This window comes from Acaricomes phytoseiuli DSM 14247 (assembly GCF_000376245.1).
Lineage (GTDB): Bacteria > Actinomycetota > Actinomycetes > Actinomycetales > Micrococcaceae > Renibacterium > Renibacterium phytoseiuli.
Genome location: NZ_AQXM01000057.1, coordinates 64,895 through 85,729, shown reverse-complemented (window position 1 = coordinate 85,729; position 20,835 = coordinate 64,895). Strand labels below are relative to the sequence as shown.

The window sequence follows — 20,835 nt, the reverse complement described above, 5'->3', positions numbered from 1 at the left end:
ATCAAACAGAGTCAAACAATAATAAACATATGCGAACATAAATGATCAGTGAATGCCAGCAAGGGGAGGGGGCCTCGGATACGGTGAAGAGATGACGGCCTTTGACTCTTTCGGCGCTACCGCTTCCGGCTATCAGGAGATCCAGCTGAGCCATGGCCCAGGCCGCGCAGCGCTCTCCCCGTTAGGCGCTTCGTTGCGGAGCTATCAGCTGGATGGCATTGATCTCACCGAACCCGCAGCCCCCGGGCAGCTGCCTGCGCCGGGCGGCTCCGGGCTGGTCATGGCTCCCTGGGCCAACCGGGTAGCCGGTGCGCGCTGGTCGCTGAACGGTGAGGAGCAGCAACTCGATATCACCGAGCCGGCCAGAGGCCACGCGATCCACGGTCTACTGCGCAATACCGGCTACGCGACCACCAGCCGGAGTGATCATGCCGTCGAGCTGGCGGCTCGGATCTGGCCGCAGCACGGCTACCCCTTCCAACTGCTGCACCTCGTGCGCTACTCGCTAGACCCCGAAGGCTGGCTTTCTGTGCAGCAGGAACTCCGGAACGAGTCCACCAGCCCGGCCCCGGCGGCGCTGGGCGCGCACCCCTACCTCCGTCTGGGGGAGACCCCCACGGATGAACTGACACTGCAAGTGCCTGCGGAAACGGTGCTGGAGGTCGATGAACTGCTCATTCCATACCGCAGCCTGCCCGTGAGCGGAGACACCGATCTCCGTCAGCCGGTGTCAGTGCGCGGAATGCAGGTGGATCAGGCTTTCACCGGGCTCAGCCCAGCCTCGGACGGCTGGGTCTACAGCACGCTCCAGGCCCCTGATGGCCGCGAAGTATCACTGCGCCAGGACCCGCAGAGCTGCCCCTATGTTCAGCTCTTCATCACGGAGGGCCTGCCCGGCCGGAAGCGTGCCGTTGCGATAGAGCCCATGAGTGCCCCGGCTAATGCCTTCAACAGCGGGGACGGCCTGGTATGGGTCGAGCCGGGGGCGGCCTTCACTATTTCCTGGGGCATCGCTGCCCGGCTCTGAACTCGGTTCAAAGTAAGAAGCTCCGTTGATGCTGAATCGCTGAAGATGACTCGGCAACCCTGCTCTATGACAGCCGAGATCTCGCCGATTTCCGCGGCTGGCCTGTCGTGAGCAATGATTGAGCCACCCGCAGCGCGCCGAGCCGGAAGATCAGAACTGACCCAACCGAAGGGATGAGCAGCGAGATGAATACCGTGAGCACCAGTTTTCCCGGACTCCTCTCCGGGCTCCCCGTGCAGCTCGACGATATTTACCGGGCCCAAAGGCTGCTCGCTGGGATTGCGGAACGGACTCCGGTGGAGAGTTCCCGGGCGCTGGGACGTCTGATCGGTTCCGAAGTCTTCCTGAAATGCGAGAATCTGCAGCGCGCGGGGTCTTTCAAGGTCCGGGGGGCTTATGTGCACATGGCCGGCCTCAGCCCGGAAGCGCGAGCCCAGGGGGTGGTCGCTGCGTCTGCTGGGAATCACGCCCAAGGTGTCGCGGTAGCGGCCAAAGCACTGGGTATTCAGGCGCGGATCTATATGCCCTTAGGCGTGGCTCTGCCGAAATTGGCAGCAACCCGAGGGCACGGAGCGGAAGTCGTGCTGCACGGGCTCACCGTGGACGAGGCGCTCGCTGAGGCCCGGAACCACGCCGAGCGCACCGGGGCGATCTTCGTCCACCCCTTCGATAACGCGGACGTCGTCGCGGGGCAGGGGACTGTGGGGCTGGAGCTCCTGGAGCAGCTGCCGCAGCTGGACACGGTGCTGATGGGCGTCGGCGGCGGCGGCCTGCTCGCTGGGGTAGCGGTGGCGCTCAAGGCCAAAGCGCAGGAGCTGGGGCGGCAGATCCGGGTCATCGGGGTGCAGGCCGAGAATGCGGCAGCCTACCCGCCTTCCCTTGCCGCGGATGCACTCGTGCCGCTGTCCGGTATCTCCACGATGGCCGATGGCATAGCCGTGGGTCAGCCCGGCCAGATCCCCTTCTCGATCATCCGTGAACTCGTCGATGATGTACTCACGGTCAGTGAGGACTCGCTGGCGCGTGCGCTGATCTTCCTTCTGGAACGGTCCAAGATGGTAGTGGAGCCCGCCGGGGCAGTGGGCGTTGCTGCTCTACTGGATGGGGCGTTCAAGGCCGAGGACTTCGATCCGGGCACCACCGCGGTGATTCTCTCCGGCGGCAATATCGACCCGATGCTCATGCTCAAAGTCATCCAGCGCGGCTTGTCCGCCGCCGGGCGGTATCTGACCATCCGGATGCTCCTGGATGACCGTCCTGGCTCACTAGCGACGATCTCGCGGATCATTGCCGAATCCGATGCCAATGTCACCGGAGTCGATCACACCCGGATCGGCGGAGCGATCAATATGGGGGATGTCTCGATTACCGTGAACATGGAGACCAAAGGCCATGAGCACTGGGAGCAGGTGCTGCGGAATCTCCGCGCCGAAGGCTTCAAGCCCATCGTCGTCCACTGAGCGTCTCAGGTGCCCGGAAACGACTAAAACGGCCTCTGGCCTGAGAACAGGATCTTTGCCGGCGGCTGCTTCGCTTGATGCCGCCTACACAAAGCCCTTGTTCTCGGGCCAGAGGCCGTGAGAGCAGTGGTTCCGGAGTTCAGGCTCAGCCGGTGTACGGTTTGGCTGAGACGATTTCGACCTTGATCTCTTTGCCGTTGGGTGCCGTGTAGCTGAGTTTGTCGCCGGCTTTGTGGCCGTGGATCGCCTCGCCCAGGGGCGACTTCTCGCTGAAGACATCCAGATCGGTGTCCTCGGCGATTTCACGGCTGCCTAGCAGGAAAGTCGTCTTATCCCCAGCGATCTTGGCGATGATGAGCATCCCGGGGCCGACTACGCCGTTGTCCTCCGGGGCCTCGCCCACCTGGGCATCCCGCAGCAGTTCTGTCAGCTGGCGGATCCGGGCCTCGATCTTGCCCTGCTCCTCTTTAGCCGCGTGGTAGCCGCCGTTCTCCTTGAGATCGCCTTCGGAACGAGCCTGTTCGATTTTCTCGACGACTTCAACGCGCCCTGGCCCGGAAAGCTCCTCCAGCTCGGCGTTGAGTCGATCGTAGGCCTCCTGGGTCAGCCAGGTAGTCGGAACACTTGGGGTAGACACGACGGCTCTCCTTGGGTTTCTTGCATCTGCTTCTCTGCCCTGCCCGCCTCCTGCAAGCAAAGACCCCGCTGTGACAGCTACCAGAGCTGGAACCAGCCAAGCGGGGTTGAAACAGATATTCCATTTATTCTAGGCAAGCTTCTGGAAGAACCCAAGGCCGTTCGCCCTCGGCGTGTTCTAGCGGTTGCAGGCCTGCTGCCGTTTTCTCAGCTGCCGGTTCCTCAGTCGACGAGCCAGCAGCTATCCACCTGGCCGCTCACCGATAGCGCAGTGGTGCGCAAGGAGAAGGTGTGATTCGTCGTGGCAGAAGAGCCGCTATCCGCCGAATCCTGGGGTTCCGCCGCTATGTCGACGACCTTCCAGCCGACGATTCCGGAACCGCTGTCCACGGCCCGGAGCTCGCAGCGAACAGCCTGGTCCGGGGCTTTGGTCAGGGTGAAGCGGAGCACGGTCTCAGTGGCATCAGTGACGGCGAAAGAGCTGAGGTTGTAGTCGATGCCGGCGCCTTTGCCGAAAGCCACCCAGCCCAGGAAAAGCAGCGTCAGCAGGCCTGCGGAGCTGCCGAACCAGAGGAGCCGGCGGCGATTGACCGGGCGCGGCCGGGACCCCACGATCTGCTGGCCGTAGCGCTCAGCCATTCTGGACTGCGCTGCCGGTTCAGGTGCGGCAGTGTCGGGGGAAGGCGGAAGTGGCATTGCAGGGGCCCTGTCTGACGGACAGCACGGGGTGCGCTGTTTCTGCGTCTCGGTGGTGTCGTGTCTTGAGTGTTGTTCTGAGCTGTTCTTACTGTATTTTGCGCACCCGGTTGGCTCTTGCTCTGCCAACGGGTAATCTCCAGTCTAGTTCGCCTGCCCGTTCCTGCGCAGGCCGGGCACCAATGGGCCGGTTACTCGGCTGAATCAGCAGATTGAGGGGGCAGGCAGTTATGCACGCAGATGGCCGCGCGGAGCGTCTTCCGGAGAGCGCTCATGAGGGGCTGCGCCTGCTCGCAGTGCACGCCCACCCGGATGATGAGTCCAGTAAAGGGGCAGCCACGATGGCCGCCTATGCGGCACAAGGGGTCAAGGTTATGGTGGCCACATGCACGGGCGGTGAGCGCGGCGATGTGCAGAATCCGGCCATGGAGGGCGATCCTCGAGCGTCACGGGATATGGCTGGTCTGCGCTGGACGGAGATGGCGAAGGCGGCGCAGGCGCTCGAGGTGGAGCAGCGCTGGCTGGGCTTCATGGACTCCGGGCTGCCGGAGGGCGATCCGCTGCCGCCATTGCCCTATGGGGCTTTCGCCACTTTGCCGATCGAGCAGGCGGCTGCTCCGCTGGTGCGCCTGGTTCGGGAATTCCGCCCGCAAGTCATCCTCAGTTATGACGAGAACGGCGGCTATGGTCACCCCGACCACATCATGGCGCACCGGGTGGCCGTGGAAGCTTTCCACGCTGCCGGTGACCCCGAGCGCTACCCGGGTCTGGGCGAGCCGTGGTCGCCTTCCAAGCTCTACTACGATCTGGCTTTCAGTCAGCAGCGCTTCCAGGTGCTGCACCAGGCCTTGCTCGATGCAGGAATGGACTCCCCGTACGAGGAGATCATCGCAATGATGATGGCGGAGCAGGATTCCACCGAAGATGTTCATGGCGAGAGGCCGCAGCCGCATCAGGTAACGACGAAGATCGATTGCGGGGACTACTTCCCGGTTCGTGACGAGGCGTTGCGGGCGCACGCCAGTCAGGTGGATCCGGAAGGGTTCTTCTTTGCGGTTCCTACCGAGATGCAGCGCAAGGTGTGGCCTTGGGAAGACTACGCTCTCGCCGAGTCCCGGGTGCCTGCAACCCTGCCGGAGAACGATTTCTTCGCGGGCCTTCGCTAGGGCCACGCCGTAAGGCCCAGTGAAGGCGATTTCTTCCTCATCGCCCTGACACCCGATAATGGCAGTATGCTCCAACTCATCACGACGGTGGACATCTTTGCCTCCGGCGAGTCCCCCTCGATCATGCCGGAAATCTCGCCCTCTGATATTGGGCCGGGATTTCCGGGTTTCGTTCTGACTTTCAGCGTCGTCGTCGTCGCAGCGATACTCATCGTCGATATGGTCCGCCGGATCCGCCGGGTCCGTTACCGGGCGCAGGTGGCCGAACGCACCGCCGCGGAGAACGCGGAAAGCCCGGAGCCGGAAGCGCGGAATGAGTACCCTGCAGATCTGCCTGAAGCCCCGGCTGCGGGTACTGATGCGGATGCTGACAAAGGTCCACAGGATCGCTGAGCCCAGCCTTCAGCAGTAGCTCAGTGCAGGAACACCGCGAACATCACCGCGATGAAGTGGCAGGTGAAACCGGCCACGGTGAAGGCGTGGAAGAACTCGTGGAAGCCGAAGTGCGAGCGACTGAAGTTGGGTCTTTTGATGCCGTAGAAAACCGCTCCGGCGATGTAGAACGCCCCGCCGACGCAGATCAGCACCGCAGCGGGAACGCTCGCTGTGAAGAAGTCCGGGATGAAGAACAGGGACGCTAATCCCAACGCGCAGTAGATCGGTACATAGAGCCATCGTGGTGCATTGACCCAGAGCACGCGGAAGGCGACCCCGGCGATAGCCCCGCCCCAGATCAACCACAGCAGCAGCCTGGATTTGTCGTGGGGGAGAAGCATCACCGCAAGGGGGGTGTAGGTGCCTGCGATCACGAGCATGATGTTGGTGTGGTCGAGTCGCTTGAGCACTGACTTGACTCGTGGCGACCAATTGCCCCGGTGGTACACCGCGCTGGTGGCGAACAGGAGCAGCCCGGTGATCGCGTAGACCGCGGAGCTCAGCTTCGCTTCCGGACTGGGGGCCAGGCTCACCAGGACGATCCCGGCGGCCAGTGCCAACGGGGTCGCGCCCAGATGGATCCAGCCTCGCCAGCTCGGTTTGACCTCCGGGAACGGGGCTGGGGAACCAGTGGGATCAGCAGAATTAAGCACAGAGGTATCACTGCGACTTGAGCTCATACTTCCAGGATAACTTACGAATCAGTAAGTTACTTATCGGTAACTTGTGGGCATGAGCTTTTCCGTAGCTGGCGAGTAGGCTAGGAGAAACTGTTCAGGAATCTTCCTGACCTCGGGTAAAGGCAAAAGCACAGCGAGTTGAAGAGCAGGAGGCCGGAGGGGGAATGACCATGCCGCGTCTGCTCTACGGTTATTACGAGCGTCGGCTCGCCAAAGAGCTGCGCGGCCAGCCGATCCCGGGCCATGTCGCCATGGTTGTCGATGGCAACCGACGTTGGGCCAAGCAGTTCAATGCCTCCACCGGGCACGGTCACCGAGCCGGGTTGGAGAAGATCATCGAACTGCTGAGCTGGTGCCAGGAATTCGGTATCCGCACCGTAACCATCTACATGCTGTCCACGGAGAACATCAACCGCTCCAAAGAAGAGCTGGACGTGCTGCTGGGGATTATCGCTACGCTTATGGATCGGCTGGAGGCGGACGGATCGATCAGCGTCAGCGCGATGGGCGCCCCGGAGCTGCTGCCGGATTACCTGGCGAACCGGCTGGTCAGGCTCACTCAGCAAGCCTCAGTCGAGGCCACCGGCACCGGGCCGGAGAAACTGCATATCAACCTCGCCGTCGGCTACGGCGGGCGTCGGGAGATCGTCGATGCAGTGCGGGGTAGGCTGCGCGAGGCAGCGGCCCATGGCGAGGACTTGCAGTACCTGGCCGAGCGCCTCGATGTCGAAGATATTTCCCGCTATCTCTACACCTCCGGTCAACCCGATCCTGATCTGTTCATCCGGACTTCGGGCGAGCAGCGGCTCTCCGGCTTCCTGCTCTGGCAGGGGGCTTATAGCGAAATGTACTTCTGCGAAGTCCTCTGGCCCGCTTTCCGCAAAGTGGACTTCCTCCGCGCGCTTCGGGATTATGCCGGGCGGCACCGGCGCTTCGGCAACTAGCGCTGATTCCGGGCTGGTTAACCGGGTGTTCACCAGGGCGTTGCCGGACACGCGCCGGTGGGGGCTCGGATTTTGAACGAGTCCAGCGTACATTTTGTCTCATCAGAACCTGACCCTCGTTCTGATCGGGAGGAGCGTTCATGGAGCGGCTTTCGCGCCGGACCTGCAGCATTTCCGGTCTGCGCTGCTCCTCCCCGCGTCTATCAATGAATCTCTCACTGACCGGGCGCTGCCCGGGGTCTGGAGTCTCGTGGCACTGACTGAGAAAATCACTTCCGCAGCCGAGCCCAAGAAGCGCGGTACGCCGCAGCAATCGAGATCCGCAGAAGCTGCGGCAGCAGCCCTGACGGGGACCAAGTCCTATGTTCTGGATACCTCGGTGCTGCTTTCCGACCCACGCGCGCTCCTGCGCTTTGCGGAGCATGAGGTGATCGTGCCGATCGTGGTCATCGGGGAGCTGGAAGCGAAGCGGCATGATCCGGAACTCGGTTATTTCGCGCGTAAGGCGCTGCGCCTGCTGGACGATCTGCGCATCGAGCACGGCGGCTTGAGCCAGTCGATTCCGATAGGCGAAGAGGGCGGCACGCTCCGGGTCGAGCTCAACCACATCTCTCCGGACGTCCTGCCCGCCGGATTCCGCAGCGGTGATAACGACGCCAGGATCCTGGCGGTCGCCAAAAACCTCTCCGACGAAGGCCAAGAGGTCACCGTCGTCTCCAAGGACCTGCCGATGCGGGTCAAAGCCTCAGCCATGGGGCTGCCGGCTGAGGAGTACCGCAATGAGCTCGTCGCGGATTCCGGCTGGACCGGGGTCATCGAATTGGATGTCGCAGATGAGGCGGTCAACACTCTCTACACCCCAGAGCCGGTGTTCATCCCAGAGGCCGCGCAGATGCCGGTCAATACGGGGCTGGTGCTGCACTCCAACCGCGGGTCGGCGCTCGGCCGGGTTGGGGCCGATCAACAGGTTCGCCTGGTCCGGGGAGATCGGGATGTCTTCGGCCTGCACGGCCGTTCCGCAGAGCAGCGGTTGGCGATAGATCTGCTGATGGACCCGGAGGTCGGCATCGTCTCCCTGGGCGGGCGCGCCGGCACCGGTAAATCCGCCTTGGCGCTCTGCGCCGGCTTGGAAGCGGTGCTGGAACGTCAGGAGCACCGCAAGGTTGTCGTCTTCCGCCCGCTCTTCGCGGTGGGCGGCCAGGAGCTGGGTTACCTTCCCGGCACCGAGCAGGAGAAGATGAACCCTTGGGCGCAGGCGGTTTTCGATACGCTCGGCGCGCTGGTCTCCCCGGAGGTGGTCGAAGAGGTTATGGACCGGGGCATGCTCGAGGTGCTGCCGTTGACGCATATCCGTGGTCGCTCCCTGCACGACGCTTTCGTCATCGTGGACGAGGCGCAGTCGCTCGAGAAGAACGTCCTACTCACAGTGATGAGCAGGATAGGCCAGAACTCGAAGATCGTCCTCACCCACGATGTCGCGCAGCGTGATAACCTCAGGGTAGGCCGGCACGACGGTATCGCAGCGGTCGTGGAGACGCTCAAGGGGCATCCGCTTTTCGGGCACATCACCCTGACCCGTTCCGAGCGGTCGCCGATCGCCGCTCTGGTGACTGAGCTGCTGGAGGGCGCTGAGATCTGACCTGAGTTGTTGATCTGATCTGAGCTGCTGTTACCCACATCCAGCTCACGCTGCGGCCAGGATCCCGGATACCCGGCTTATGCTCCAGTATGCCGGATCGCATCATGCAGCTTGTGGAGAGCGGATCCTACGGGGTGCTGCCGCTTCTGGTTGTTGCGCTCTACTTCCCGGTACTGGCGCTCTGGCTCAGCGTGATCGATATCCGATGCCGGTTGCTCCCCGACCGGATCGTCCTACCTTCGCTCGCGGGAGTGCTGCTGCTCTTAGCGCTGGCATCTGCGCTAGGGCCCGGTATCGCGATCTGGGGCCGGGTGCTGCTCGCTGCGGGGGGCTGTTCTGGGCTTTACGCGGTGCTGCATCTGATCTCACCTTCCGGGCTGGGGCTTGGCGACGTGAAACTGGCAGCGGTGCTCGGGAGCTATCTGGGTTATCTGGGCTGGGAACAGGTGCTGATCGATATCGCCGTAGGTTTTGTCGCCGGAGGTGCTTTAGGTGCGTGGTTCCTGGCCCGGGACGGCCCTTGCACTGAGCTGCCCTTCGCGCCTTTTATGTTCGCGGGTGCAGCGGGACCACTGCTGCTCGTGCCATGATCGCCTCCAGCGCCAGCCCCGGTGGTCTCGCCCCACCGGAGGGTCATGACAGACTGAAGTCATGCCTGTACCAGAGTTCATCATCCGTTTGCGCGAAAAAGTTGGCAATGATCTGCTGTGGTTGCCCGGGGTCGCGGCAGTTGTGCTCAACGAAGCTGGAGAAGTGCTCTTGGTGCGTCGTTCGGATAATGGCCGATGGGCGCTCGTCACCGGCATCCTGGATCCGGGTGAGGAGCCCGCTGTGGGCCTGGCCCGGGAGGTCTTCGAGGAGACCGGAGTGCAGGTCGAGGTCGAACGCCTGCTCTCCACCGGTGTGGTCGGCCCGATCACCTTTCCTAACGGGGATGTGTGCACTTTCCTCAACCTGAGTTTTCTGTGCCGCTACCGAGCAGGAACCGCGCGGGTAAATGACGATGAGTCGCTGGAAGTGGCATGGTGCCACCCCCAGCGACTTCCGGAACTCAACCCCGGCCATCGGCAGGCCATCGCAGCGGCACGTGCTGAGCCGCAGCCCACGGAGTTCGTCAAGCCGGTTTAGCCGATTAGAAACTGCCAGAAACCGGCAGCAAAAGGTATTACTGGGGCGGTCTGGTCATGGAGAGCACGTCCAAGGCCGCATCGAGCTGCTTTTCGGTCAGTTCACCGCGCTCCACGAATCCCAGAGCCAGCGTGGCCTCACGCACGGTCAGCCCTTCGGCAACGGCTTTTTTGGCGATCTTCGCGGCGTTCTCATAGCCGATGAACTTGTTCAGCGGGGTGACCACAGAGGGGGAGGCTTCGGCCAGGAACCTTGCTCGGTCAACATTTGCGGTGAGCCCGTCGATCATCTTATCCGCCATGACTCGGGAAATATTGCTCAGCAGACGGATCGACTGGAGCAGGTTCGCAGCCATCACCGGGATCCCGACGTTGAGCTCGAAGGCTCCATTCGTCGAGGAGAGCGCGATGGTGGTGTCGTTGCCGATGACTTGAGCGCAGGCCATGATCGAGGCCTCGCAGATCACCGGATTGACCTTGCCCGGCATGATCGAAGAACCCGGCTGCAGATCCGGGATGGCGATCTCGGCCAGGCCAGTGTTCGGCCCCGATCCCATCCAGCGCAGATCATTGTTGATCTTCATGAGCGAATAGGCGATCGTCCGCAGCTGGCCGGAGGCTTCGATCAGCCCGTCCCGGTTAGCTTGCGCTTCGAAGTGATCCCGGGCTTCGGTGAGTGGCAGCTCGGTGTCCTGGGCCAGGAGTTGGATCACCCGCTGCGGGAAACCCGCAGGGGTGTTGATCCCGGTGCCCACGGCTGTGCCGCCCAAGGGTACCTCTGCGACGCGGGGCAGTGAGCTTTCAACCCGTTCGATGCCGTAGCGCACCTGCGCGGCATAGCCGCCGAATTCCTGGCCCAGGGTCACCGGGGTGGCATCCATCAGGTGGGTGCGGCCGGATTTGACCACGGTGGCGAATTCCTCTGCTTTGCGCTCCAGGGACTCCGCCAGGTAGCCGAGTGAAGGCACCAGCGTGTTCAGTAGCGCTGAAGTGGCCGCGACATGCACCGAGGTGGGGAAGACGTCATTAGAGGACTGCGAGGCGTTGACGTGGTCGTTGGGGTGCACCCGGGTTTCGCTACCCTCGGCGGCAAGGGTGCGGTTGGCCAGTTCCGCGAGCACCTCGTTGGTGTTCATATTCGAGGAGGTGCCCGAGCCGGTCTGGAAGACATCCACTGGGAAGTCCCCGTCGTAGTCTCCGCCGATCACCTGATCCGCCGCGGCGGCGATCGCCTGGGCTCGCTCTGCATCGAGCACACCCAGTTCAGCATTGGCGAGTGCGGCAGCTTTTTTAATCCGGGCCAGGGCCTCGATATGGGCCCGTTCCAGAGTTGCTCCAGAGATTGGGAAGTTTTCCACTGCGCGCTGGGTCTGCGCGCCGTAGAGGGCGTTAGCCGGAACCCGGACCTCCCCCATCGTGTCGTGTTCAATACGGTATTTCTGGGCTTCTGCGGTACCGGAAGCAGCGGACGTCTCAGTCATGGCTCCAGAATATCGAGGACGGCAAAGACAATGAAACCGGGGTATTGGGTATTGATGGTCTTCCCCCGGTGCCGCACAGATGAGGGAAGCCTCCAGCAGCTATACCGATGGTGAGGTGATCGCGTTACCGATGCTGTTGACCAGTTCGGCTCGCCCTTCTTCTAAGTGGTAGGCGAGGCCGATCACCGCGAGTTCTTCCGCCGCGACTGCTTGCGCGATCACCGGGGAGCTCTCCACGAGCCGGCCCGCGGTCTGCTTGATGTGCTCGACCATATGATCGTTGACGCTCTGGCCGCCCTCGCGTTGCGAGGCGAGCACCGAGGGGGTGATCCGTTCCACGAGGTTCCGCAGGAAGCCAGGCGGCATCTGCCCGGAGTCGATAGCTTCCGTTGTCGCCGTCACCGCCCCGCAGTGATCGTGTCCCAGGACTACGATCAGCGGCACGCCCAACTGTGCCACGCTGTATTCGAGGGAGCCGAGGACCGCGAGGTCGATCACCTGACCTGCGGTGCGCACCACGAAAACATCGCCGAGACCCAGATCGAAGATGATTTCAGCGGCGAGCCGGGAATCCGAGCAGCCGAAGACCACCGCGAAAGGATGCTGTGCGGCAACCAAAGATTCTCGTCGGAGAGCATCCTGATGAGGATGGTCTGAGATGCCCTGGATAAAGCGCTGGTTGCCTGCGGATAGCCGCTCCCAGGCCTGAGCGGGGCTGAGTCGGGGGGCCATGGGCTGGGCGGCGGAGCCGGGGGTCGGCTCTGCGGGTGAGTCTGGGGGTAACTGGGAGGTCATTGGGCGACTCCGGTTTCTTCTGGCTCTGCTGGTGATGCGGCTGGGGTAGTGGGAGCTGAATTTTTTTGCTGCACCGCGGCTGCAAGGGTTTCCAGGGCGGCGAAATTGGCGTTTGAGCTCTGCTTGGGGGCGTCTTGGGGCACTTCAACGCGCAGAACCACGGTGCTGTCCGGCAACGCGCCCACCCAGGATGTCGCGGTACCGACTTTATCCCGTACGTTCCAGTTAGCACCGGCGAACTCCCGATCCCCGGTTTCCGGGGCAGCATCAGTACGAGTGGCGAGCCAGGTCGGGTTCGGCTGGGCGGTCTGGACGAGCGTGGCGAAGCGCTGATCAGCCGTCGTGTACCCGATCTCCCAGGAAGCAACGCCATCGCTGCCCGCTCCGTTCCAACGGGCGTAATTGACGCTCCACCCTTCCGGCAGTGGTGCCAGGGTGCGGAATCCCGCAGCGTCCTGAGCCTGGCCTGCGATTTCCTGAGCATCCACGGTAGGCCGGATCTGGGATCCGGAAGGAAGCGGGCTCAACAGCGGTAAGAGTATAGCCAGTCCCAGGGTGATACCGGTAGCGATGAGCATCCCCATGACCGTGGCATTGGCGCGTTTGGCCGATGCTGCTTTGATCTGCGGGAGGGCTTCTGATGGTGCTGCATCGCTTTCAGGGGCCTGATCAGCCCCGGGTTCCTGGCTCATACCACCATGATCCCGTACTTGGCTGGGCTTGCGCACCTTGAGCCTGTCAGGAGCTCGGATGATCGGCTCAGTGCGCGGGGAAGCCGGAAAATATAAGGAAAACTGGAAAATGAAAAACAGGAGATGACTCGAGTTGTCCAGCTCACTCCGGCTCGCGGTAGCGGCCCGGGCAAAATATGCTGGTGGGGGAAGAGCTCACTCCATGAGCTCGATGCACTCGATGAAGAGGAATCCTCGTGACTGTTTTGCCCGAAGAATCTCAGTACTCTACGCTCTCGTCGTCACTGACAGTGGGCGATTCCGAACCGGACCGTAATCTGGCACTGGAGCTCGTCCGCGTGACCGAAGCCGCAGCTATTGCGGGAGGCCACTGGGCCGGTTTCGGCGATAAGCTCAAGGCCGATGGCGCGGCCGTGGATGCCATGCGATCTTTTCTGCGCACCGTCCACTTCAATGGCGTGGTGGTGATCGGTGAGGGAGAGAAAGATGAAGCCCCGATGCTCTACAACGGGGAAAGAGTGGGGGATGGTACCGGTCCGGAAGTCGATGTCGCAGTCGACCCGATCGATGGCACCCGACTCACCGCCCTGGGCATCAACAACGCGCTGGCGGTTCTCGCGGTGGCTGAGCGCGGCACGATGTTCGACCCTTCCGCGGTGTTCTACATGGAGAAACTCGTGACCGGCCCGGAGGCCGCGGATCTCGTCGACTTGCGCCTGCCGGTGAAGCAGAACCTGCACCTCATCGCCAAGGCCAAAGGCGTCAAGGTCAATCAGCTCAATGTGATGATCCTGGACCGCGACCGACATAAGCCGCTGGTCGAAGAGATCCGTGCCGCCGGTGCGCGGACCAGGTTCATCATGGACGGCGACGTCGCCGGGGCCATCGCCGCCTGCCGTAGCGGCACCGGGGTGGATGCGCTCATGGGCATCGGCGGCACGCCCGAGGGCATCGTGGCCGCATGCGCCATCAAGGCCCTCGGCGGGGTCATCCAGGGCAGGCTGTGGCCGACGGGCGAAGAAGAGCGACAGAAGGCCATCGATGCGGGTCTCGACCTGGATCAGGTGCTCAGCACTGACGATCTAGTGAAGGGCGATAACTGCTATTTCGCGGCGACCGGCATCACCGATGGCGATTTGCTGCGGGGCGTGCGCTACACCAAGGACAGAGTGGTCACCCAGTCCATCGTGATGCGTTCGAAGTCCGGTACCGTGCGGTTCGTCGATGCCGAGCACCACGCCAATAAGTGGGAGGGCTACGCCCGCGGCTGACCATGAGCTCGCTGCCGACCTGTTGATGACGGCCGGATCTGCCTAAGCTAGAGACGGGGGCCGCCGGGCTGCCGGAGTGCCGAAAGAGCATTCCCGGAAAAGTTCTTATTGAGAGGACAGGAAACTATGGCAGACAACATCATCGCGCTGATTCCAGAACAAGCACCGGCTGCTTATGAGGTTCTGGCCAAAGTCAGGAATTCCGACGATCTGCCCGAGGTGAAGATCTATGGTGCAGTGGTCCTGGAGACCGACGCCGAAGGCCAGCCCACGGTGCAGGAGAGCTACGACCCGTATGAGGGCAGCGGCCCGGTAGCCGGCGGCTTGCTCGGCGCCCTGGTCGGTGTGCTGGGTGGCCCGCTCGGGGTTCTGCTCGGTGCCACCGCCGGCAGCGCGATCGGAGCCGCACGGCAGGGCAGTGACGAGATCGATGCGTTTGAGGCGCTCCCGCTCATCGCTCAGAAGCTTGGCCCTTCGCGGACCGCCGCGATCATCCTGGCTGCTGAGTCTGATGATGCTCCGTTGGACGCACTTGGCAGCGAGACCGGATCGATGGTGGTACGCGGCAGCGCGGCAGCCCTGCTCGACGAAGTCCAGCAGCTCCAGGACGTCGCCGACGATGAAGCCTATAAGCAGGCCGCCGCTGAGCGCGCTGAGAAGCGTGAAGAGTTCAGCCGCAAGGCCGAGGACACCTGGGAAGACTTCAAGGCTAAATTCACTGGCGGTCACCAGAAATAAGCGGTAACGACTACGAATCAAGCCGGCTCGCCGCTCAGCCTCCGGGCTGAGGGGCGAGCTGCTTTTCTAGAGGCTTTTAGCGATTCACTGAGCGCAGCAGAGTCCTCAACCGGCCGCGCAGGGCCCGGGCTGTGGTGTAGAGGCGGTACCGCAGCCGGCGTACCGGAAGGTCCCATGTGCCGGGGTACTCCACCAGCCGTCCGCCGAAAGAAGCCTTGAAAGCGGTGAAACCGGCCCAACGGTGCTCCGGCTGATCTTCCGGTGCCACCCCCCAGAGATCCACATGGGCGAGGCCCTTTTTCTGGGCTTCGGCCATCAGGGTCACCACGAGCGGGATGCCGGCGCTGAGCTTCCGGTGGTCGGCGTCTATCGCCGCATGGGCATATGTTCTGGTATCGGCTGAGTCGTACACCAAGGCCGCGGCAATCGGTACCGCTCGGCTGTCAGTCTGCACCCGGTCCGGTAACTCGGGCGCATCATGCAGCTCGGCCAGGTAAAGCGTCGCCGCACCGTGGCGCATGAGCTCGCTGCCGATCCTGCGCAGATAGTCATCGCTGTGCGGGGTGAATCCCTGGCGCTGGGCGGTCTGCCGCAAGAAGCCGAGCAGCGTGGTGATCTCGGCGGGGTCCTGCGTGGCCCGGAAACTGACGCCCTTTTTGCCGATGTTCCGGTACAGATTGCGGTTGGCTGGCTTCATCTGCTTGAGCACCTGGGCGAAATCCTGGTCCAGGTCGATGATGCGGCTCAGCTCCGGCTGCTGCGCAGCAGGTGCCGGCTGCAAGCCGCGCTGCCGCAGCGCCCGACGCGCCTGTTCCACGGGGAGGTCCAGAGTGACCGGTTCGATCCGGATGAAGGCAGCACCGCGGTTCTTCGCGATGCTCCGGGCGGCTTTCAGAGCCGCGTCCAGGGCGGGCAGATTCTGAGCGACCGGACCATAGGGTAGATAGAGCACAGTGCCGAGGGGGTGGCGCTCTTCGATGCCGAGGAAGCTCCACCCGGGCCCCTGTTTGGTATGCACGGTCCGACCCAGGGCGCGTTGCGCATCAGCCCAGAGGGGGCTCTGCAGAATAGATTCCATCCCTTTTAGCGTACCGTTCTCTGCGGTGTCGCCCGCTCAGGCCTCAAGATCGGTGGTCACCAGGTCGGTGGTCACCGCGAAGGCCAAATACCCCTCTGGGCTTTGCTCTACCGGATGCAGCATAGCAGGAGCCTCAGCGGCGGCCACGAAGGCGCTCTGCCCCCGGTTCAGCTGCAAGTCCCCGCGCGGGGTGTCCAGCCGGGCTGCACCCTGCAGCACCAGGACCAGTAGCGGGCCGCGCTGCGCCAGCGGCACTGGCTGCGCCCCCGGGCCGGAGCTGATGCGCTGCAACTGGAATTCCGCGAAGCCGGGCCGGTAGATTTCTTGGCCGAGCTCGCTCAGCTCCGCGGTGACCCGGGGCACTGGCAGCGAGCGGAAGTCCACGGTGCGCAGGAGCTCGGGAATATCGATGTGCTTGGGCGTCAAACCGCCACGGAGCACGTTATCCGAAGAGGCCATGACTTCCACACCCAGACCGCTGAGGTACGCGTGCATATTCCCGGCGGGCAGGGCAAGGCATTCGCCGGGATCTAGGCTCACCCGGTTGAGGAGCAAGGAGATCAGCGCCCCCGGGTCCGCCGGATATTCTTGTGCTAGGTCCCGGAGCGTGGCAGCCGTGGCCGAGGGATTTCCTTGCGGCTGCAGGGAGTCGAGGGATTCGATCGCAGAAGAGCTCTCGACCGCCTGCTCAACAGCGTCGGCAACTGCATCACCACCGCTGATGAGCGATTCAACAATGCTGTGCAGGGCGGCGGATTCATCGGTCGCCTCAGTCAGGGTATCCGCGCAGAAGCGCAGCAGCCGGGCTCCATCGCCGTCCTGGCCCTGAGCAGCGGCGGCCAGCGCCTGGAAAAGCTGTGCGGATTCCGGCGCCGGCCGGAAACCGCACAGCGCCTCGAAGTCGGTCAGAGCCAGGATCATCTCCGGCTTGTGATTATCGTCTTTGTAATTCCGGTGAGGGGCTTCTCGCGGAACTCCAGCGCTATTTTCTGCAGCGAACCCGGCCCGTGCCTGCTCGAGTGTCGGATGCACTTGAAGCGATAGCGGAGCATCCGCAGCGAGCAATTTGGTGAGGAAAGGCAGCCGCGCGCCGAAAGCTGTCCGGGACGCTGCGCCGAGGTAGTGCTCAGGGTCCTCGGCGATCACCTGATCTAGAGGGCCTGTCGCTGTTGCGGAGGGTGCATCCGGGTGCGCCCCGATCCATAGCTCGGCCTCGGGCCGGCCGGACGGCGCTTTGCCGAGAGCCTCTGCGATGGCAGTGGTCGAACCCCAGGCATAATTCCGTATCTGGTTGTCGAGGAGATGCATGGCAGCCTTTCCGCGGTACTCGCTGATCTTCGTGAGTCTGCTCGGCCTCAGCCGGGACTGCAGTTGCCGTTATTGGACAGCAACTGGGTGAGCGTCGCGGAATCGCCCGCGATGGCGAGCCTCTGCAAGTACTCCTGGGTGATCTGCGGCTCCGTGGGGTCCGGTGTGCTCGGCGGCTCCGGTTGCACCGGCTCTCCGGGTTGATCCGGTTGGCTCGGTGGTTCCGGCTGCCCGGGGTCAGTAGTCTGCTCCGGTGGAGAAGAAGTCTGCGGTGCGGCATTGAGCACAGCTTGGACGCGCTGCTGGAGCACCGAGAAGTCCGGGTAGGTGGGGAAGTCCCGGTCGAAGTCCGGCGGGCCCAGAGTGAGCCGCTGCAAGGGGGAGTTCTTGGCTTTGAGAGCCAGATCGATGAAGCTGGCTAGCTGCTGCACCGGAATATCCGATTCGACTACTCGGGATCCGGTATCGGCGATCGCCTGGAATTTGCTCAGTACGGTGGCTGGGTCCATCTGCTTCAGGATCGCCTGCTGAATGCATTGCTGGCGCTGGCTGCGGGCGTAATCAGTGGTGTACTCCCGGGACCGGGCGTACCACAGCGCCTGATACCCATCCAGAGTCTGCACCCCCGGAGCGATCCACCCCTCAGGAGGCAAATGCGTACCGTAATTATCCAGCGCCGCCCCACTGATCGGCACCCAACCCCCAGCATTGATCTTGACTCCACCTAGAGCGTCGATGAGTTGGGAGAACCCGGCCATGTCGATCAACACGTACCCCTGAACGGTCAGGCCGAGGATGCCGCTAGTGGCGTCCATCATGGCCTGGGCACCCGGGTCTTTTTCACCCGGGTAGAGATTCTGATAGTTCTGAGTGACTTCGGTGTACAACGAGTTGATGATGCAGTTATCCCCGCAGTTATAGCCCTCCGGGTAGATCTGATTCATCGGCGAAGACGCCGGGAACGGAGCGTTCTGGAAATTCCTGGGAATCGAAATCGTGGTCGCCTGACCACTCTGAGCATCCACACTGACCACGATGATGCTGTCCGGCCGGCGCCCCTCCCGGTCCTCCCCAGCATCCCCGCCCATCACCAAAAAATTATACCGGCCATCCACCGGCTGGAGATCCGGGCCGGAAGCGAAAATATTGCCCAGGGCGTTGCGCCCGGAGTTCAGCAGCCACGCGGCGTAGCCCAGTGAGCCGGAGCAGATCACCATGAGCACCACCAGGGCGCCGCTGACGAAAATCCGCATCCCGGGCGCCAGCATCACCGGCCGAATAATCCGCAGTGTGTTGACGAACATCACCACCCAGCCGACGGCCAGCAGAACTAAGGCCACGATGAGCAGCAAAGAGCTGACCGGGTTCGTGAACAGGCTGATCAGTAGGTCTCTGCGGAAGATCGCGAGCAGGATCGCGGCGATGATCAGTAGCCAGACGGTGAAGGTGACTCGCAGGGCGAGCCGCCCGAGCCTGCGGTTGCCGGCGATGGCCTGCGCACTACCCGGAATGAAGACGGTCAAGAGCAGTAAGACGATGGCGCGCTTGGATCGCATTGGTGCTGAAGCCGATTGCGGGTAGCGCAGCGGGTCTGTGAGCACGGGAGGGCGACCCGACGGTTTGCTGGTCTGTGGCGAGGAGAAGGTCATCGTGCCTCGCTAGGAGAACTTTGGGAATTTTTGGATTGGTCAGCGGCGGCTTCCTGCCGCATTCTGGCACCCTTTTCGGAGGCCTGCTGATTGAGCCGGATCGCGAACTGTTCCAGCTCGTCCCGGAGTCGCAGGGCTTCGGAGTCCATGCCGCTGGCTAGGATCCTGACGGCGAGCAATCCAGCATTACGCGCCCCGCCGATGGAGACCGTGGCTACGGGAACCCCGGCGGGCATCTGCACGATGGAAAGCAGGGAATCTAAGCCATCGAGTGTTTTCAGCGGTACGGGAACGCCGATCACCGGCAGCGCCGTCACAGAGGCGAGCATTCCGGGAAGGTGCGCTGCACCCCCGGCACCGGCGATGATCACGCGCAGGCCCCGGTCAGCGGCCTTCTGGCCGTAACGGAGCATCTCCGCGGGCATCCGGTGGGCCGAGACTACATCGGCCTCGAAGCCTACCCCGAATTCTGCGAGGACGGCTGCGGCCTCGCGCATCACCGGCCAATCCGAGTCGGAGCCCATGACCACACTGACTACAGGGCTGTGCTGGTTTTCTGTCATTCTCTGCCTTTCTGGCCCTCAGCGAGATCGTCTTCATCCTCCGGCTGGGCTGCTGGAGCGAGGCCTTCCCTGATGATCGCGCTGGCCTGGCCCGCCCGCTCCCGGAGCGATTCCAGGGCCTCGCCCGGGGCCGCCAGGACATTGATGTGGCCGAGTTTGCGGCCTGGTCTCACCGCTTTTCCGTAGTGGTGCAATTTTATTCCGGGATCGGCTGCTAGGGCTGCGGGGTAGGCCGCAAAGAGATCCTGGTTCTCTCCGCCCAGGATGTTCTTCATCACGGTCCGGTCAGCTAGGCTGCGAGTCTCGCCCAGGGGCAGGTCCGCAACAGCACGCAGGTGCTGCTCGAATTGGCCGGTGAGCGCGCCATCCATGCTCCAGTGCCCGGAATTATGCGGCCGCATAGCGAATTCGTTGACCATGAAGCCGGGGCCTTCATCAGGGGTTTCGAAGAGTTCCACCGCCATGACCCCGACGACTCCGAGGGCTTCCGCGATCCGCATGGCAGCGGTTTGTGCGGCTTCGGCGGCCTTGACATCGAGCAGGGGAGCCGGAGCTATCACCTCATCGCAGACGCCATCGACCTGAATCGACTCCACGATGTCCCAGGCCCGGCACTGGCCGCCCGGGCGCCGTGCGACGAGAGCGGAGAGCTCGCGAGTGAAGGGAACTTTGGCTTCGGCTAATAAGGCTGAAGAGAAGTCGTCGAACCAGTCTTGGCAGGAGTGGGCTGCTTCTTCATCCGCCACTACCCGGACCCCCTTGCCGTCATAGCCTCCCCGGGGAGTCTTCAGGATGACGGGCCAACCGGTCCGTGCGCCGAAATCGATGAGTTCCGCCACTGACTCCACTCGGGACCATTGCGGATTGGGCAGCCCCAGCTGGTCCACCAGGCTGCGCATGGCGCGTTTATCCTGCGCGTAGATGAGAGCCTGCGGACCGGGGCGCAGGACAACCCCATCCGCAGCGAGAGCCTGCAAGTGCTCCGGCGGCACATGCTCATGGTCGAAGGTGAGCACGTCAACCCCGGTGGCGAAGGCCCGGAGTAGTTCCAGATCATGGTAATCCACCACTGGTGCATGGCGTGCCGCAGATACCGCGGGCGCTTCGGACGACTCCGCGAGAACTCTGACCTCAAGGCCCAGTTCAATAGCTGCGGGAACCATCATCCGGGCAAGCTGCCCGCCGCCGATGATCCCGATTACTGGAAAACTCACACGGATAAGGGTACCGAGACTCTGCGCACTCGTACTCATCCGGCGCGTCGCGACGGGTATAGCTGCAGGCGATTCATAGCCTGAGCGCGGTTCCTGCGGCCAGTTCTTGGCTAGTTCTTGGCTAGTTCGGGGCCAGTTCGGGGCCGGAGTCGCCGGGGCTCAGACCGGGCCGGGAGCAAGTCTGGAATGGAGCCTGGAATGGTGGGTGGAGTCAGGGGCATGGCAAAACAGGGGTA

General features: G+C 63.1%; 21 protein-coding genes. 10 read left to right on the top strand and 11 right to left on the bottom strand.

The window, feature by feature from the left end; genetic code table 11:
* Nucleotides 1-91: 91 nt before the first annotated feature.
* The gene (locus tag C501_RS0107115) at nucleotides 92-1,027 is read left to right on the top strand and encodes an aldose 1-epimerase family protein (protein ID WP_018134942.1); all 936 of its coding nucleotides are present in this window, start codon (nucleotides 92-94) and stop codon (nucleotides 1,025-1,027) included.
* A 173-nt stretch (nucleotides 1,028-1,200) separates the two neighbouring features.
* Nucleotides 1,201-2,487, top strand: a complete 1,287-nt coding sequence (gene ilvA, locus C501_RS0107110) for a threonine ammonia-lyase (RefSeq protein ID WP_018134941.1) — start codon at nucleotides 1,201-1,203, stop codon at nucleotides 2,485-2,487.
* 145 nt (nucleotides 2,488-2,632) lie between these two features.
* Here the strand turns inward: ilvA and greA are convergent, their stop codons facing one another.
* Together greA and C501_RS0107100 are read right to left on the bottom strand one after the other, a co-directional pair.
* Nucleotides 2,633-3,124: a transcription elongation factor GreA gene (gene greA, locus C501_RS0107105; protein WP_018134940.1), complete on the bottom strand. Its 492-nt coding sequence runs from the start codon at nucleotides 3,122-3,124 to the stop codon at nucleotides 2,633-2,635.
* A 221-nt stretch (nucleotides 3,125-3,345) separates the two neighbouring features.
* Complete coding sequence (locus C501_RS0107100) at nucleotides 3,346-3,819, bottom strand: DUF4307 domain-containing protein (RefSeq protein ID WP_083906568.1); 474 nt, start codon at nucleotides 3,817-3,819, stop codon at nucleotides 3,346-3,348.
* Nucleotides 3,820-4,049: 230 nt separating this feature from the next.
* Here C501_RS0107100 and mca point away from each other — a divergent pair, with 230 nt between their 5' ends.
* Together mca and C501_RS0107090 are read left to right on the top strand one after the other, a co-directional pair.
* Nucleotides 4,050-4,985, top strand: a complete 936-nt coding sequence (gene mca, locus C501_RS0107095) for a mycothiol conjugate amidase Mca (protein WP_018134938.1) — start codon at nucleotides 4,050-4,052, stop codon at nucleotides 4,983-4,985.
* A 66-nt stretch (nucleotides 4,986-5,051) separates the two neighbouring features.
* Entirely contained in the window at nucleotides 5,052-5,378 is a 327-nt protein-coding gene (locus tag C501_RS0107090) for a hypothetical protein (RefSeq protein WP_018134937.1), read from the top strand.
* A gap of 20 nt (nucleotides 5,379-5,398) precedes the next feature.
* Here the strand turns inward: C501_RS0107090 and trhA are convergent, their stop codons facing one another.
* Nucleotides 5,399-6,100, bottom strand: a complete 702-nt coding sequence (gene trhA / locus C501_RS0107085; RefSeq protein WP_083906567.1) for a PAQR family membrane homeostasis protein TrhA — start codon at nucleotides 6,098-6,100, stop codon at nucleotides 5,399-5,401.
* Nucleotides 6,101-6,264: 164 nt separating this feature from the next.
* On the opposite strand from trhA, the gene uppS reads away from it, so the two are divergent.
* The 4 genes from uppS to C501_RS0107065 all read left to right on the top strand — a co-directional run bounded on the left by uppS (nucleotide 6,265) and on the right by C501_RS0107065 (nucleotide 9,811).
* A complete protein-coding gene (gene uppS, locus C501_RS0107080) occupies nucleotides 6,265-7,044 on the top strand; it encodes a polyprenyl diphosphate synthase (RefSeq protein WP_018134935.1) in 780 nt (259 codons plus the stop codon).
* Between the two features lie 250 nt (nucleotides 7,045-7,294).
* The gene (gene phoH2, locus C501_RS0107075; protein WP_425393275.1) at nucleotides 7,295-8,683 is read left to right on the top strand and encodes an RNA 5'-3' helicase PhoH2; all 1,389 of its coding nucleotides are present in this window, start codon (nucleotides 7,295-7,297) and stop codon (nucleotides 8,681-8,683) included.
* A gap of 104 nt (nucleotides 8,684-8,787) precedes the next feature.
* Complete coding sequence (locus C501_RS0107070) at nucleotides 8,788-9,273, top strand: prepilin peptidase (protein WP_169332121.1); 486 nt, start codon at nucleotides 8,788-8,790, stop codon at nucleotides 9,271-9,273.
* A gap of 61 nt (nucleotides 9,274-9,334) precedes the next feature.
* Nucleotides 9,335-9,811, top strand: a complete 477-nt coding sequence (locus C501_RS0107065; protein WP_018134932.1) for an NUDIX hydrolase — start codon at nucleotides 9,335-9,337, stop codon at nucleotides 9,809-9,811.
* A 37-nt stretch (nucleotides 9,812-9,848) separates the two neighbouring features.
* Here the strand turns inward: C501_RS0107065 and C501_RS0107060 are convergent, their stop codons facing one another.
* The 3 genes from C501_RS0107060 to C501_RS12785 form a co-directional block, all read right to left on the bottom strand.
* A complete protein-coding gene (locus tag C501_RS0107060) occupies nucleotides 9,849-11,291 on the bottom strand; it encodes a class II fumarate hydratase (RefSeq protein WP_018134931.1) in 1,443 nt (480 codons plus the stop codon).
* A 99-nt stretch (nucleotides 11,292-11,390) separates the two neighbouring features.
* Nucleotides 11,391-12,023 carry a carbonic anhydrase gene (locus tag C501_RS0107055; RefSeq protein WP_026174708.1) on the bottom strand — a complete coding sequence of 211 codons (633 nt, stop codon included), beginning with the start codon at nucleotides 12,021-12,023 and terminating at the stop codon, nucleotides 11,391-11,393.
* 59 nt (nucleotides 12,024-12,082) lie between these two features.
* The gene (locus C501_RS12785; RefSeq protein WP_018134929.1) at nucleotides 12,083-12,778 is read right to left on the bottom strand and encodes a DUF4245 domain-containing protein; all 696 of its coding nucleotides are present in this window, start codon (nucleotides 12,776-12,778) and stop codon (nucleotides 12,083-12,085) included.
* A 236-nt stretch (nucleotides 12,779-13,014) separates the two neighbouring features.
* On the opposite strand from C501_RS12785, the gene glpX reads away from it, so the two are divergent.
* Together glpX and C501_RS0107040 are read left to right on the top strand one after the other, a co-directional pair.
* On the top strand, nucleotides 13,015-14,049 hold the full coding sequence (glpX, locus tag C501_RS0107045) for a class II fructose-bisphosphatase (protein ID WP_026174707.1): 1,035 nt from the start codon (nucleotides 13,015-13,017) through the stop codon (nucleotides 14,047-14,049).
* Nucleotides 14,050-14,175: 126 nt separating this feature from the next.
* Nucleotides 14,176-14,787 carry a hypothetical protein gene (locus C501_RS0107040; RefSeq protein WP_018134927.1) on the top strand — a complete coding sequence of 204 codons (612 nt, stop codon included), beginning with the start codon at nucleotides 14,176-14,178 and terminating at the stop codon, nucleotides 14,785-14,787.
* Nucleotides 14,788-14,863: 76 nt separating this feature from the next.
* On the opposite strand, the gene C501_RS0107035 is transcribed toward C501_RS0107040, so the two are convergent.
* The 5 genes from C501_RS0107035 to C501_RS0107015 are packed head-to-tail and all read right to left on the bottom strand — an operon-like array spanning nucleotide 14,864 to nucleotide 20,599.
* Nucleotides 14,864-15,865: a lipid II:glycine glycyltransferase FemX gene (locus C501_RS0107035; protein WP_018134926.1), complete on the bottom strand. Its 1,002-nt coding sequence runs from the start codon at nucleotides 15,863-15,865 to the stop codon at nucleotides 14,864-14,866.
* 36 nt (nucleotides 15,866-15,901) lie between these two features.
* Nucleotides 15,902-17,173, bottom strand: coding sequence for a mannose-6-phosphate isomerase, class I (gene manA / locus C501_RS0107030; RefSeq protein WP_018134925.1), 1,272 nt, complete (start codon nucleotides 17,171-17,173; stop codon nucleotides 15,902-15,904).
* Between the two features lie 47 nt (nucleotides 17,174-17,220).
* Nucleotides 17,221-18,822 (bottom strand): LCP family glycopolymer transferase, encoded by a 1,602-nt coding sequence (locus tag C501_RS0107025; RefSeq protein WP_026174706.1) that lies wholly within the window; start codon nucleotides 18,820-18,822, stop codon nucleotides 17,221-17,223.
* The gene (gene purE / locus C501_RS0107020; protein ID WP_018134923.1) at nucleotides 18,819-19,385 is read right to left on the bottom strand and encodes a 5-(carboxyamino)imidazole ribonucleotide mutase; all 567 of its coding nucleotides are present in this window, start codon (nucleotides 19,383-19,385) and stop codon (nucleotides 18,819-18,821) included. Before purE ends, C501_RS0107025 begins: the two co-directional genes overlap by 4 nt.
* Nucleotides 19,382-20,599: a 5-(carboxyamino)imidazole ribonucleotide synthase gene (locus C501_RS0107015; protein WP_018134922.1), complete on the bottom strand. Its 1,218-nt coding sequence runs from the start codon at nucleotides 20,597-20,599 to the stop codon at nucleotides 19,382-19,384. Before C501_RS0107015 ends, purE begins: the two co-directional genes overlap by 4 nt.
* Nucleotides 20,600-20,835: the final 236 nt, after the last annotated feature.

What these genes read in the sequence shown, in the direction of transcription:
- C501_RS0107115 (WP_018134942.1), top strand. Translation starts at nt 92, where the DNA reads ATGACGGCCTTTGACTCTTTCGGCGCTACCGCTTCCGGCTATCAGGAG.
- ilvA (WP_018134941.1), top strand. Translation starts at nt 1,201, where the DNA reads ATGAGCAGCGAGATGAATACCGTGAGCACCAGTTTTCCCGGACTCCTC.
- C501_RS0107100 (WP_083906568.1), bottom strand. Translation starts at nt 3,819, where the DNA reads ATGCCACTTCCGCCTTCCCCCGACACTGCCGCACCTGAACCGGCAGCG.
- mca (WP_018134938.1), top strand. Translation starts at nt 4,050, where the DNA reads ATGCACGCAGATGGCCGCGCGGAGCGTCTTCCGGAGAGCGCTCATGAG.
- C501_RS0107090 (WP_018134937.1), top strand. Translation starts at nt 5,052, where the DNA reads ATGCTCCAACTCATCACGACGGTGGACATCTTTGCCTCCGGCGAGTCC.
- trhA (WP_083906567.1), bottom strand. Translation starts at nt 6,100, where the DNA reads ATGAGCTCAAGTCGCAGTGATACCTCTGTGCTTAATTCTGCTGATCCC.
- uppS (WP_018134935.1), top strand. Translation starts at nt 6,265, where the DNA reads ATGACCATGCCGCGTCTGCTCTACGGTTATTACGAGCGTCGGCTCGCC.
- C501_RS0107070 (WP_169332121.1), top strand. Translation starts at nt 8,788, where the DNA reads ATGCAGCTTGTGGAGAGCGGATCCTACGGGGTGCTGCCGCTTCTGGTT.
- C501_RS0107065 (WP_018134932.1), top strand. Translation starts at nt 9,335, where the DNA reads ATGCCTGTACCAGAGTTCATCATCCGTTTGCGCGAAAAAGTTGGCAAT.
- C501_RS0107060 (WP_018134931.1), bottom strand. Translation starts at nt 11,291, where the DNA reads ATGACTGAGACGTCCGCTGCTTCCGGTACCGCAGAAGCCCAGAAATAC.
- C501_RS0107055 (WP_026174708.1), bottom strand. Translation starts at nt 12,023, where the DNA reads ATGGCCCCCCGACTCAGCCCCGCTCAGGCCTGGGAGCGGCTATCCGCA.
- C501_RS12785 (WP_018134929.1), bottom strand. Translation starts at nt 12,778, where the DNA reads ATGAGCCAGGAACCCGGGGCTGATCAGGCCCCTGAAAGCGATGCAGCA.
- C501_RS0107040 (WP_018134927.1), top strand. Translation starts at nt 14,176, where the DNA reads ATGGCAGACAACATCATCGCGCTGATTCCAGAACAAGCACCGGCTGCT.
- C501_RS0107035 (WP_018134926.1), bottom strand. Translation starts at nt 15,865, where the DNA reads ATGGAATCTATTCTGCAGAGCCCCCTCTGGGCTGATGCGCAACGCGCC.
- manA (WP_018134925.1), bottom strand. Translation starts at nt 17,173, where the DNA reads ATGCATCTCCTCGACAACCAGATACGGAATTATGCCTGGGGTTCGACC.
- C501_RS0107025 (WP_026174706.1), bottom strand. Translation starts at nt 18,822, where the DNA reads ATGACCTTCTCCTCGCCACAGACCAGCAAACCGTCGGGTCGCCCTCCC.
- purE (WP_018134923.1), bottom strand. Translation starts at nt 19,385, where the DNA reads ATGACAGAAAACCAGCACAGCCCTGTAGTCAGTGTGGTCATGGGCTCC.